The 12981-nt window shown below is 55.9% G+C and carries 12 protein-coding genes; all 12 read left to right on the forward strand.

Features of this window, described 5'->3' with window-relative positions; genetic code table 11:
* The first annotated feature begins 313 nt into the window (after positions 1 to 313).
* Positions 314 to 1573, forward strand: coding sequence for a glycosyltransferase (locus GCWU000341_RS02575; RefSeq protein WP_040652956.1), 1260 nt, complete (start codon positions 314 to 316; stop codon positions 1571 to 1573).
* Positions 1561 to 1977 carry a sugar 3,4-ketoisomerase gene (locus GCWU000341_RS02580; RefSeq protein WP_009214156.1) on the forward strand — a complete coding sequence of 139 codons (417 nt, stop codon included), beginning with the start codon at positions 1561 to 1563 and terminating at the stop codon, positions 1975 to 1977. Before GCWU000341_RS02575 ends, GCWU000341_RS02580 begins: the two co-directional genes overlap by 13 nt.
* On the forward strand, positions 1974 to 3080 hold the full coding sequence (locus GCWU000341_RS02585) for a DegT/DnrJ/EryC1/StrS family aminotransferase (RefSeq protein WP_009214157.1): 1107 nt from the start codon (positions 1974 to 1976) through the stop codon (positions 3078 to 3080). The genes GCWU000341_RS02580 and GCWU000341_RS02585 overlap by 4 nt, the downstream gene beginning before the upstream one ends.
* A 6-nt stretch (positions 3081 to 3086) precedes the next feature.
* Positions 3087 to 4523, forward strand: a complete 1437-nt coding sequence (locus GCWU000341_RS02590; protein ID WP_009214158.1) for a lipopolysaccharide biosynthesis protein — start codon at positions 3087 to 3089, stop codon at positions 4521 to 4523.
* Between the two features lie 377 nt (positions 4524 to 4900).
* Complete coding sequence (locus tag GCWU000341_RS02595; protein WP_009214159.1) at positions 4901 to 6040, forward strand: acyltransferase family protein; 1140 nt, start codon at positions 4901 to 4903, stop codon at positions 6038 to 6040.
* Between the two features lie 349 nt (positions 6041 to 6389).
* A complete protein-coding gene (locus tag GCWU000341_RS02600) occupies positions 6390 to 7382 on the forward strand; it encodes a LacI family DNA-binding transcriptional regulator (RefSeq protein ID WP_009214161.1) in 993 nt (330 codons plus the stop codon).
* 149 nt (positions 7383 to 7531) lie between these two features.
* A complete protein-coding gene (locus tag GCWU000341_RS02605) occupies positions 7532 to 7837 on the forward strand; it encodes a type II toxin-antitoxin system RelB/DinJ family antitoxin (RefSeq protein WP_009214162.1) in 306 nt (101 codons plus the stop codon).
* Positions 7838 to 8043: 206 nt separating this feature from the next.
* Positions 8044 to 9048, forward strand: a complete 1005-nt coding sequence (gene yiaK / locus GCWU000341_RS02610; protein WP_009214164.1) for a 3-dehydro-L-gulonate 2-dehydrogenase — start codon at positions 8044 to 8046, stop codon at positions 9046 to 9048.
* A gap of 60 nt (positions 9049 to 9108) precedes the next feature.
* Entirely contained in the window at positions 9109 to 10170 is a 1062-nt protein-coding gene (locus GCWU000341_RS02615) for a TRAP transporter substrate-binding protein (protein ID WP_009214165.1), read from the forward strand.
* Positions 10171 to 10266: 96 nt separating this feature from the next.
* Complete coding sequence (locus tag GCWU000341_RS02620) at positions 10267 to 10749, forward strand: TRAP transporter small permease (RefSeq protein ID WP_009214167.1); 483 nt, start codon at positions 10267 to 10269, stop codon at positions 10747 to 10749.
* Positions 10750 to 12036 carry a TRAP transporter large permease gene (locus GCWU000341_RS02625; RefSeq protein ID WP_009214168.1) on the forward strand — a complete coding sequence of 429 codons (1287 nt, stop codon included), beginning with the start codon at positions 10750 to 10752 and terminating at the stop codon, positions 12034 to 12036.
* Between the two features lie 16 nt (positions 12037 to 12052).
* Positions 12053 to 12970 carry an AEC family transporter gene (locus GCWU000341_RS02630; RefSeq protein ID WP_009214169.1) on the forward strand — a complete coding sequence of 306 codons (918 nt, stop codon included), beginning with the start codon at positions 12053 to 12055 and terminating at the stop codon, positions 12968 to 12970.
* Positions 12971 to 12981: the final 11 nt, after the last annotated feature.

The following is a 12981-nucleotide window of genomic DNA, read 5'->3' on the forward strand; positions in this document are numbered from 1 at the left end:
CGCAGAAGTCTGCCATCAGGCAGACTCGGAGCGTCCTTGAGTCTTCTCGAAGAGAAATGCCTCCCGAAGGGAGGTCGGCGGAAGCCACCCGGGCGAAGCCTCCGCCGACCAGCCGCTCCAACACAGGACGCTCTCGCTCCGACTGCCGCGGCCAGCGGCGCATAAGCGATCTTGAAAAACCAGATCGCTAAACGCCGGGGCGGCAGACGGCCTGTTTATGGACCGACCGGTCGGCGGGGCGGCGTCGGCGGTGGCTTTGCAGTTCGGATGCCGTGAGAGAATTGAGAGTTATGAGAGGAAGAGGGGACTGAGGATGGGAAGGAAGATCATGCTCTGCTGCTTTGATCGGGTGGAGATGGGGGGAGGTACAACCTATTTCTACCGGATGGCGCGCTGGCTTTCGGAGAGGGGAGGAAGGACGATTGCCCTTGTCTCCGAAGGCTCTTCGGTATCGGAAAACGCGGGGAGGATGTTCCGGGAGGCCGGGGTGGAGATCGTGCGCTTTCGCTATACCGTCTTTGGGATTCGGGCGGAGCAGAGGCTTAAGGACTATCTCACGGAGGATGCGGAGATCCTGAATTTGCAGCTTAGCTTCGAGAATCTCTATCTCAGCGCAGATCTCCTTCGCTCTCTCGGTCTTCGCTCTGTGCGCTCGGTCTTCTACGCGCTCTTCTGGGGCGATGTGTCTCCGAGGCTTTCTCTCAATGTCAGGCTGACGAGAGGCTTCCTCCGAAAGCTCAGCTTGAGCGGCTCCTTCGCCGTCATGGACGAGATCATGCGGGACATCGCGGCGAATACCTATGGGCTTTCGAGGGAGAAGATTTCGATCATAGAGCCTGGCCTTAGGACGGAGGGAGGAGAGGAAGGGAGAGAGCGGAAGAGGCGGGAGGGAAGCTTCGTCATCAGCAGCCTCTGCCGGATGGATTTCCCCTTCAAGGGCTATGTGCTCGGCCTTCTGTCGGATTTTTCGGAGCTCGCCCGGGTGTATCCCGATATGAAGCTAAAGATCGCGGGGGACGGGCCGGGACTGCCCCGGCTCCGGGAGGAGAGAGAGAAACTCCCGCAGGATATTCAAGAAAGGGTGGAGCTCCTCGGAGAGCTCCCCTACGAGGAGCTCACGCCGCTCATCCGGGAGAGCGATGTCCATGTCGGAATGGGGACCAGCATGCTGGATTTTGTGAGGGAGGGTGTGCTTTGCATCAATGCCTCCGCCTATCAGACAGAGAACTATTCCGCGGGATTCTTCGGGGAAGTGAACTGTCTCGGGGGGCCGGTGGAGGGGCGCTTTTCGGAGAAGGTGAGCGAGCCGGAGCGCTACCGGGCCTTCCGCTTTCAGGAGCTCATCCGAAGGGTCTACCAGATGCCGGAGGCGGAATACAGGGAGAAGAGCCGGAAGGCGCTGGAGCTCTATCGCACGGTCTACTCTATAGATCACGCGATGGAGAGTCTTTTCGTCATGCCGGCTGCCTACCGGGGAAGCTGCGGGGCTCTGACAAGGACGGCGATGCATGCCCTGTACCTTTGGCACAGCTTCACGATAAAGAGGAAGGAGAGAGAAGAATGCAGGTCGTAAAATATGTCTTTCAGCCGCACGGGGATGAGAGAGGGCAGCTCGTCGCGCTGGAGGAATTTAAGGATATTCCCTTTGAGATCAAGAGAGTTTATTATATGTATGATACGGCGCCCGGAGTGACGAGGGGATATCACGCACATAAATCCCTGGAGCAGATCCTCATCTGCATCCACGGCTCCTGCAAGATCCGTCTGGACAACGGGCGGGAAAAGAAGATCGTTCCTCTGGAAAAGCCGTATGAGGGTCTCTATGTCTCCAACAATATGTGGAGGGAGATGTTTGATTTCTCCGAGGACGCGGTCCTGATGGTTCTGGCCTCCGATTATTACAGGGAAGAGGACTATATCAGAGACTATGAGGAATTTCTGCGCTTTGTGGGAGAAGATGGGGAGGAGAAGAGATGAGAGTGCCGTTTGTCAGCTTTAAACCCCTCGAGAGAGAGCTCGACCGTGAGATCCGGGCGGCCTTTGAGAGGGTTTACGAAAGATCCTGGTATATCGAGGGCGAGGAGGACAAGAGGTTTGAGGAGGACTTCGCGAAGTACTGCGGGGTGGAATACTGCGTCGGGGTCGGAAACGGACTGGACGCGCTCGTTCTCATCCTGAAGGCGCTCGGGATCGGCGCGGGGGATGAGGTCATCGTGCCGTCCAATACCTATATCGCGACAGCGCTCGCTGTGACCTATACCGGAGCGCTTCCCGTATTTGTGGAGCCGGATATCCGGACCTTTAACATTGACCCGGAGAGGATCGAGGAGAAAATTACGGGAAGGACCCGCGCTTTGATCCCGGTGCATCTCTACGGACAGGCCTGCGAGATGGATGAGATCATGGAAATCGCAAAGAGGAGAGGCCTCTATGTGGTGGAGGACTGCGCGCAGGCGCACGGCGCGCTCTATAAGGGGAGGATGGTCGGCTCCTTCGGGATCGCCTCGGGCTTTAGCTTCTATCCCGGGAAGAACCTGGGCGCGCTCGGGGATGCGGGGGCGGTCGTGACAAATGATGCGGAGATCGCGAGGAAGGTGCGCGAGCTCGGAAATTACGGATCGGATTATAAGTATCATCATATCCGTAAGGGCTGTAATTCCCGTCTCGATGAGCTTCAGGCCGCCTTTTTGGATGCGAAGCTCCCCCTTCTTCCGAAGGTCAATGAAGACCGTCGGAGGACGGCCGGGCGCTATCTTACCGAGATCAAGAATCCGGAGCTCATCCTGCCCCATGTCTCGGAAAATGCCGTTCCGGTCTGGCATATCTTCGCCGTCCGCTCGAAAAGGAGGGAGGAGCTGGAGCAAAGTCTCAATGCGGCGGGGATCGGGACCAATAAGCATTATCCGATTCCCATGCATCTTCAGCGCTGCTATGAGAGTCTCGGCATCCCGAAGGGGGCGCTTCCGATTGCGGAGGAGATCAGCGAGACAGAGCTCAGCATCCCGATGTACTATGGTATGAGCGAGGAGGAGATCGATTACGTGATTCAAAATCTCAACGCTTTCCGCTCCGCTCGGTGAGGGCGCATGAAAAAATTCAGGCTTTTCATAGAAAATTTCCTGGTATACGGACTCGGCGGGACGATCGGAAAGATAGTCCCGCTCATTATGGTCCCGATCGTCACGAGGCTGATGCCGGATCCCTCCTACTATGGGATCAGCGATCTCTCGAATACCCTGATCAGCTTCGCGAGCGCGCTTGCGGTGCTCGGCATGTATGATGCGATGTATCGGATGTATTTCGAAAAGGATGAGGAGGACTTCAAGAAGAGGATCTGCTCCACGGCGCTTGCCTTTACGCTCTGCACCTCCCTTCTGGTTTTTCTCCTGATGATTCTCTTTCGGGGGCTGATCGCGAGATGGTTTTTCAGTGACAGGAAATACGCCTACCTCGTCTATATCTCCGCGGCCGCGACGCTGGTCACGGCGACAAACAATCTGATCTCCGCCCCCACAAGGATGCAGAACAAAAGGAGGGTCTTTGTCGTCACGAACACGCTGACCCCCCTTCTCTCCTACTCGATCTCCATCCCGCTTTTGCTCCGGGGGTATTACATCATCGCTCTCCCGCTCGCGATTGCGCTTTCCGGCTTTACGATCGAGGCCGCGTTCTTTATCATGAACCGGAAATGGTTTCGCCTGTCCTTTTTTGACCGAAGCCTTTTAAGACCTCTCCTTTCGATCGCGATCCCGCTTTTCCCGAATTTTCTGATTTACTGGGTCTTTAATTCCAGCGACAAACTGATGATCACAAATCTCATGAATGTGGGGGCCGCCGGAATCTACTCCATCGGCGCGAAGCTCGGACAGGTCAGCCAGCTGATCTATGCGGCCTTCGCCGGGGGCTGGCAGTACTTCGCCTTCTCCACGATGAAGGAGGAAAATCAGGTGGAGAGCAATTCCAGGGTCTTTGAATACCTGGGGGTGATCTCCTTTTCGGCATCGATCTTCATCGCCGCCTTTAGCTATTTTCTCTACCGGCTTCTCTTTGCCGGGGACTATGTGGAGGGCTTTATCGTAGCTCCCTATCTTTTTCTTGCGCCGCTTCTGCAAATGCTGTTTCAGGTCGCGGCCAATCAGTTTCTGGTCGTGAAGAAGACCTGGCCGAATATGCTGATTCTGTCCGGCGGCGCGGCGGCGAATATCCTTTTGAACTTTCTCCTGATTCCCCGGATCGGGATCGAGGGGGCGGCGATCGCGACGCTCTGCGGCTATATCATCTCGGATCTTGTCTGCTGTCTGGTTCTGATTCGCATGAAGCTCATGAAGATCCGCACCCGCTTTCTCCTGTCCTGCCTGCTCCTTTTGCTCTCGCTCCTCATATGGAGGATATTTTTCCATAGGAATGTCTTCCTCGGTCTGGCAGAGGCTGTACTCTGCGCAGCACTCTACCTCTTTTTATACAGGGAGGATATCGGGATGCTCCTAAGAGGCATGAAAAAGGAAACGGGGAAAAGAGAGTGAGCCCGCGGCTTTTCGTCCATCCGGCAGGGAAGCGCGATGGGAGGGGAAGAGTCAATGGCGGAGGGGAGTGATTCTGCCCATCAGAAGGAAAAATATATCCGGCAGGGCGCACAGTGCATGGAGATCGGGGCGCATCATAAGAGAAAAGGATAGATGGATGATAGATGCAGTATGCCCGCTTTAAAGACGAAGCGCAGAGGGATCGGACTGCATTGGAAGGGGAAAGAAAGCCGGCTCGATATCTTGTGCCTGCTTCGGGGCTAAGGTGCAGAGGGATTGGATCACATCCGAGGGAAAAAGACAGATCTCTTCGCCGCGCTTTCTGAGGAGGAAGAGAACAGAGATCGGATCGTATCGTAATCAAAGGGGGAAAAGAAATGGCGGAACGAAGGGAACGAAATTCCGGGATAGAGCTGCTCAGGATACTCGCCGCGATGGGGGTTATCATCCTGCATTATAATAATGCGGAGATCGGAGGGGGGCTGAAATACAGCTCCGGATGGAATCTGCTTATGCTGCAGCTCCTTCAAAATACTGCGATCTGCGCGGTCAATGTCTTTGTTCTGATCTCCGGCTATTTCCTGTCCCGCTCAGGGAAAAGGGACTGCACGAAGCCGTTGGAACTTATCCTCCAGGTTATCCTGTATGGGGAGCTCTCCCTCCTCCTTCAGGCGGGGATGGGCTGGGAAAAGCTCAGCCTTCGGCACATCGCGGGGCTGCTTTTACCGTGCAACTGGTTCATCCTGATCTACTCGGGGCTCTATCTCATTTCTCCTTATCTGAATGTCCTTCTTTCTGGACTTCGGGAGAAGGACAGGGCGGAGGGGAGCTGGAGGCAGAGGAGAAAGCTGCTTATTCTCCTGCTCCTTCTCTTCTCCTTCTATCCGAGCGCGGTGGATCTGCTTCAAAATCTCGCGAGAAAGGATTACAACGGTCTCAGCACGATCAGCTTTTACGGAAGTCAGCATGGCTATACGATCGTGAACTTTGCTCTGCTCTATCTCATAGGGGCTTTTCTCCGCGATTATGAGGAAGAGGGGAAGGACAGGAGGGGAGCGGGGAAGGAGGAGGCTTCACAGGGAAGGCTTTTGCTGCTTTTTCTTGGAAATCTTCTGCTTCTTCTGCTCTGGGCCTGTTTCGAGCGCTGGAGGGGGATTCCGGTCCGTGAGAGCACGGCCTGGTCGTACTGTAATCCGCTGGTTATCTCCGAGGCGGTCCTCGTTTTTCGGCTTTTTAAAGGACTGAAGCTCCCGACCGTTTCGGCGATCAACTGCCTTGCTCAGGCTGCCTTTTCCGCCTATCTCCTGCATCCTGTCTTCCTTCCCCATCTAAGGATACGGGAGGCGGCCGCGCTTCCGCTCCCCCTTCTGCTCTTTCACGTGCTTTCCTGCGCGGCGGCGCTCTACCTTCTGGCATTTCTCATGCAGCTCATCTTTTCCTTCTGCACGGGCCCGCTCTTTCGCGCTTTTCGGAAAAAGCTCGGGGACAGACGTTTTCTGGAGCCGGAGAGCGGCTGATGGATGCAGCGTCTCCGTGGCCGGGAGAGACAGGATTTTCTTCCCTGCGAAAATAATGCATGAGGATAAAGGGCAGAAAATCTGCCGGATGAAGAGCGGATATGCCGGTGTCTAGGGAATCAGCCAAGCCGGAAAAGAAGACAGCGGGAAGAACAATAGGCCTGTAAGCAGGATAATAAGTCTGTGAGCAGACAATAAGCCTGTAAGCAGGGCAATAAGCCTGTGAGCAGGAGGCGGAAAAGGCAGGAGACCGACATTCAGAGGGATCAGAGGGAATCGGAGCTCACAGCGAGGAGAAGCTGCGGAGAGTCCGCGTTTTCCGCTGTGAATTCCCGACGCAGGGGTGTGGATGATGACGATTTATGATATCGCGAGAGAGGCCGGCGTCGCGGCGAGTACAGTCTCCCGCGTCGTAAATGGGAAGCCGGGGGTGAAGGAGGAGACGCGCCGGAGGATCCTGGCTCTGCTGGAAAAGTATCATTACAGCCCGGATGTCGCCGCGCGGGGGCTGGTAAAGCAGTCCACGAGGATGGTCGGCATCCTGATCGAGGACATCCGCGTCAGTCATCATATTGAGAGCGCCTTTGTGATCGAGCAGGAGCTGACGAAGCGGGGCTACTGCTCGATCATCATGGGGGCCGGTGCGGAGGAAGAGAAAAAGCTGGAGAGCATCCGGCTCGTTGAGCAGCGCCGTGTGGAGGGAGTGGCTCTCATCGGCTCCATGTTTAGCGGGGAAGCGGTCCAAAGGGGAATCGAGAGCTATCTTTCGGGGATTCCGGTCGTGCTGGTCAATGCTTATATGGAGCTTCCGAATGTCTCCGGCGTCGTGATCGACGAGGAGAAGGGGGTGGAGAGCTGTATGGAGCTTCTTCACGGGAGAGGGAGAAAGAGGATCGCCTTTGTTACAGATCAAGAGACGCCCTCCAATCGGAGGAAGCTTGAGGGGTATCGGAGGAAGTGCCGGGAATACGGCCTGAATCCGGAGCCGCTCATCTACCGGGTTGGGGAACGCTCCGTGGAGGAGGGGCGCCGGATGACGGAGCGCCTTCTCACAGAGCATCCGGAGACGGATGGGATCCTGTATTCCATCGATCTGATCGCAGCGGGCGGAGTCCGGGCCGCTGTGGATAAGGGCTATAAGCTGCCGGAGAAGCTGGCGTTGATGGGGATCGACAACAGCATCTATGGGGAGATGTGCAATCCGAAGCTTTCGACACTGGATAACAGGAGGTACGATTCCAGCGTGATCGCGGCGGAGCTTCTCAGGCTCGGAATGGAGGAGGGGATCCGAAGTCAGCGAAGGCTGCTGCCGTGCAGGATCCTGGAGCGGGAGACGACGTAGACAGCGCCGTCCTTTTATTTTATCAGAGACAGACCTTTTCCCCTGCGGGATACTTCCGGAAATGATAAATTTAAATGTTGGTATTTGCTTGCAATTGCTTGCAAAAGCTGCCGGAAAAGATATACTAAGATCAAAAGGAGGTGCCGTCCATGGCAGACACAAGCGCAGTTTATGCAAGAATTGATACGAATCTGAAGAAAAACGCAGAGAGCATCCTGCATCAGCTTGGCATTTCTCCTTCCAGTGCCATTCAGATGCTTTATAGTCAGATCGTGCTGACAAAGGGATTCCCGCTGGATTTACATCTTTCTTACGGCAAGCCGACAGCCATCGGAGGTATGAGCCGTGCTGAATTGAACGCGGAGCTTGCCAAGGGCTATGAATCTGCAAAAGCGGGAAAAAACCTCAGCGCCGATGACGTCGATCAGCTGATGAAAGAAGAATTCGATATATGAACGAGAGCTTTCTTCATATGAGCTATTCTCCGGAAGCGGAGGAATTAGAGAAAATTAGAGAATCAGCACAAATCTACTACGGAAAGTATGTGATAAGATGCCAGAAGAATGGATTGATATAGCGATTACATTGTGCTATTATGCAGTTACAATCGATTGCGAAGATCTTTAATATGGGATAAATTCCGGGATAAAAGGGGAGAGAGATGCTGAGACTTCGTTTTCAGGAGCTGAGGGACGAATTTCAGAGGGTTCTTGTCGGCAGAGGCTTTTCGGAAGAAAATGCCGGGAGGGCCGCACAGATTTTTGCGGAGAACAGCCTGGATGGGGTGTACAGTCATGGTGTCAACCGCTTCCCGCGGGTCATCTCGTATTTGGATCAGGGGGAGATCGATCCGAAGGCATCCGCGGACTGCGAGCTTCGCTTCGGCGCGCTGGAGAGATGGAACGGGAACCGGGGTCTGGGACCGCTGAATGCAAGGCTTGCGATGGAGAGGGCCTGTGAGATCGCGGGAGAGTACGGCATCGGCATGGTGGCTCTTAGGAACAATAACCACTGGATGCGCGGCGGAAGCTACGGCCGGCAGGCGGCAGAGGCGGGCTTCATCGGGATCTGCTGGTCAAATACGATGCCGAATATGCCCGCCTGGGGCGGAAAAGAGCGAAGGATCGGAAATAATCCGCTGATCCTGGCATTTCCGAAAAGTGACGGGGCACATATCGTCGTGGACTGCGCGCTCTCCCAGTTTTCCTATGGGAAGCTGGAGGAGGCGAGGCAGAAGGGGGCCATGCTTTCGGTCCCGGGCGGCTATGATGAGGAGGGACGTCTCACAAGAGACCCGGCGGCGATCGAGAAGAGCTGGAGAGTGCTTCCGATCGGCTGCTGGAAGGGATCGGGGCTTTCGATCCTTTTGGATCTCATCGCGACAGCGATGAGCAGCGGAAATTCCGTCCGGGAGATCGGAGAGCTTTCCTCAGAGACTGGCCTGTCCCAGATCCTGATCGCGATGGACCCGCGAAAGCTCTGCGGAGAAAAGAGCACGGATCAGATCGCGGAGGAGCTGGTGAAGGATCTTCGGAGCTCGACGCCTCTTGCGCCGGGCGGGCAGGTATTCTATCCGGGGGAGCGGGAGCGGATCCGGAGGAGGGAGAACAGCGAGCACGGAATCCCGGTGCTGGAAGAGGTCTGGGAGCAGATCAAGGCACTGTAGTATAAGACACAAGCATACGGCAGCCGGCGAGAGACGGCAAAGACAGATCAAGGGGGGACTATGAAAAAGAGATTGGCACTTCTACTGGCGGGGATCCTGGCAGCGGTATCCCTCGTATCCTGCGGCAGCGCGGGGGGAAGCGGCAGCAGCGCAGCGGATAAGGCGTCCTCTGCGGACAGCGGGGCGAAGCTGAATCTGATCATCGCTTCGAATCAGACTTCGGAGGAGAATCCGTATTCTCTTGGCATGGATAAGTTCAAGGAGGTGGTGGAGGAGAAGTCCGGAGGTAAGATTTCGGTCACGGTCCACAAGGGGACGCTTGGAGAGAACGAGTCCGAGCTTGTGGAGAAGCTCGAGATGGGGGCTGCGAATATGATCGTCGTCTCTCCGGGCTTTATGACCGGGATCGGCGTGCCGGAGGTGGACATCTTCTCTTTGAACTATCTTTTCAAGAGCTTTGAGCACTGGGAGGCCGCGCTCGACGGGGAGTTCGGCGCGAGGATGAAGGAGGTCGTGAAGGAGAAGACGGGAAACAATTTCAGGATCCTGTCCTACTGGAGCTCCTCCGTCCGAGACTATTACGGAAAGAAGCCGATCAAGACCCCCGCGGATCTGAAGGGGATGACGATTCGGACCCAGTCCTCCAAGGTGCAGCAGGATTTCTGGAAGGGCTGCGGGGCCGTGCCGACCTCGGTGGCATGGGGAGAGCTCTATCAGGCGCTTCAGCAGGGCGTCGTAGATTCTGCGGAAAATGACTATACCTCCCTGATGCTGAAGGATCATCACAAGACCGAAAACGGTCACTATATCTGCGAGACACATCATGACTACACCACGCGCCTCCTTCTGATGAACGGAAACTTCTACGACGGCCTGAGCGAGGAGCAGAAGGGCTGGATCGATGAGGCTGTCGAGGCCTGCACGAAGGAGGAGAGAGAGGTAGTCTACCGCATGTTCAAGGAGTCCAAGGAGAAGGTGATCGCGGACGGCGCGGAGGTGACGCCCTTTGAGGAGATGGATATCGATGCCTTCCGGGCGATCGCGATTCCGATTCAGGACAGCTTCGCGGCGGACAACAATATGAAGGCGGAGCTTGAAATGGTCCGAAAAGCGGAAAAGTAAGCATCTCCATAAAAGGATCATTTCCGTGCATAGAAGTCTGCCGTCAGGCGGACTCGGAGCGGAGCTGTTCGCTTCTGTTTCGATGAGAGGAATGTGATGAAAAAAGCAATTCAGATCCTCGAGAAGGTGCAGATCGGAGTCGGTGCCGCCTTTCTCTTTCTCTTTTTGCTCACGGTGGTCGTGCAGATGCTTTCCCGCTATCTCGGGATCGCGGCGACCTGGACAGAGGATGTCTCCATGTATTCCTTTATCTGGGCCGTGTTTATGGGGGCCGGTGCGATGGTCTATGAGAAGAGGCACTTTGCGTTCAGCTCTCTCTCCGGAGCGCTGAAAAGTGAGCGGGCGAAGCTCCTTCTGGAGATCATAATCTCCGCCGCAATATTGCTCTTTTCCCTGTGGATGGTCTACTACGGCATACGGATCACAAGGCAGTTTTGGAACTATACCTGGGTCAATATCCCCTCCTTTAAGAGGGGACCGACCTGGCTCTGCCTGCCGCTCTCCGGACTGAGCGCGTCGATCTATACCATAGCACAGATCGCGGAGAATGTCGGGAAGCTTGCGAAAGGAGAGAAGTAGATGGCGGTCCTTCTGGTGCTTGTATTTATCGTCTGCATCGCGATCGGGGTCCCGATCTGCTATGGACTTGGGCTGGTATCCTTTCTGGGGATCTGCTCCCTCCCCGCGATTCCGAATACGGTGGTTTTCACCAAGATGTTCAATGGGCTGAACAGCTTTACCCTGCTCGCGGTGCCCCTTTTCATCCTGGCGGCGAATCTGATGAATGAGGGGGAGATCACGGAGAAGCTGATCGACTGCTGCAATGCATTGGTCGGACATTTCCGGGGAGGGCTCGCCTATTCCAATATCCTGGTATCCATGATTTTCGCCGGAATCTCCGGCTCCTCCCAGGCGGACACCGCCGGCGTCGGAAAGATCTTTATCCCCGCGATGGAAAAGCAGGGCTATGACAAGGGGACCTCGGTCGGCGTCACGGCGGCCTCCTCCACCTTGGGCTCCATCATCCCGCCGAGCATCACGATGGTCGTCTACGCGGGGATCGCGAATGTGAGCACCGGAGCGCTCTTTATGACAGGCATCCTCCCGGGCATCCTGCTCGGGCTTGCGATGATGGCGGTGGTGCGCTTCTATTCCAAGAGGAAGAACTTTCCGAAGTCGGAGAGGGTCCCGATCCGCGCCGCTTTAAAGCTCCTGTTTCGCTCCATGCCGGCCCTTCTGACCCCGATCATCCTGATCGGCGGCATCGTGTCCGGGCTCTTTACACCGACAGAGTCCGCGGCGTTTGCCTGCATGTATGCGCTGCTTGTGGGGATCTTTTTCTATCGGACGATCCGGCTCCAAAAGCTCCCGGGAATCCTCGTGGAGACAATGAAGATGTCCTCCCTCTCCCTCTTTGCGCTTGCGACCGCAAACGCCTTAGGGGAGCTGCTCAGCTATTATCAGCTGAATGTGATGGTGCAGAACTTTTTCCTCGGGCTCGCCGGAGGCAGGCTGATCTTTCTCCTCGTGGTTGTGCTCTTCTTCCTTTTCATAGGCACCTTTATGGACGCGGTGCCGGCGATGATCCTCTTCGTGCCGATCATCCTTCCGTCCGCGACGGCGCTCGGCATCAGTCCGATCATTCTCGGTCTCATTATCGTTGTGACGCTGGCGCTCGGACTGGTGACGCCTCCGTACGGGCTCTGCCTTCTGCTCGCGTCCTCCATCAGCGGCATCCGGATCGAGGACGCGTTTCGGGGCACACTTCCCTACTTTCTCTCCTCCCTGGCGGTGCTTTTGCTTCTGATTCTCTTCCCGGAGATCTGGCTTTCGATCCCGTCGGCACTCTTCCCGGGGCTTTTCTGAGAGGGGGAAATAGAGGATGGGGGTTGCGGCGACGCTGACAAAGGCTTTTTGCTTTATCGGCATCATACTGCTGGGGATCACGCTTCGGAGGATCGGCTTCTTCCGTGAGGAGGATTTTCCGCTTCTGTCGAAGATCGTGTTAAAGATCACGCTTCCGGCGGCGATCGCTGCGAACTTTGCCAATAAGGAGATCGATCCCGGGATGCTGAGCCTCTGCCTCCTCGGCTTTCTGGGCGGTGTGCTCTATATCCTGCTCGCGTTTCTTCTCAATGCAAAGAACGGCCGGGAAAAAAGAGCCTTTGCAGTGATGAACCTGCCGAGCTACAATATCGGGAACTTTACCCTGCCCTTTGTGCAGAGCTTTCTCGGCCCGACGGGCGTGATCGTCACAAGCCTTTTTGACGCGGGAAATGCGGTGATCGGCCTGGGCGGGTCGTACAGCATCGCGGACCTTGTATTAAACGGAGGAGGGCATTTCTCTCCGAAGAAGATTCTGAAGAAATTATTTTGCTCTCTTCCCTTTGACGTCTACCTTTTGATGACGCTGCTCTCGCTTTCTCATATCCATGTCCCGGCGGCGCTCTGTGACTTCGCCTCTTTGATCGGGAGCGGCAATGCCTTTCTCGCGATGCTGATGATCGGCGTGGGCTTTCACATTTCGGGAGGCGGGGAAAAGACCGCACTGCTCATCCGTCTGATCGCCGTGCGCTACGCTGTGGCGCTGCTTCTTTCGCTCGGCTTTTATTTTCTGCTTCCCTTTGCGCGGGAGGTACGGCAGACCCTGTGCATCCTGGCCTTTGCTCCGATCGGCTCCACAGCGCCGGCCTTCAGCTCGGAGCTCAAGCTGGACCCGGGGCTCTCCAGCGCGATCAACTCGATTTCGATGCTGTGCAGTATTCTGTGCATCGTGTGCGCACTGCTTCTTGTGCTGTGATTTGGGGGGGG

The organism is Oribacterium sp. oral taxon 078 str. F0262 (assembly GCF_000160135.1).
In the GTDB taxonomy this organism is placed as follows: domain Bacteria; phylum Bacillota; class Clostridia; order Lachnospirales; family Lachnospiraceae; genus Oribacterium.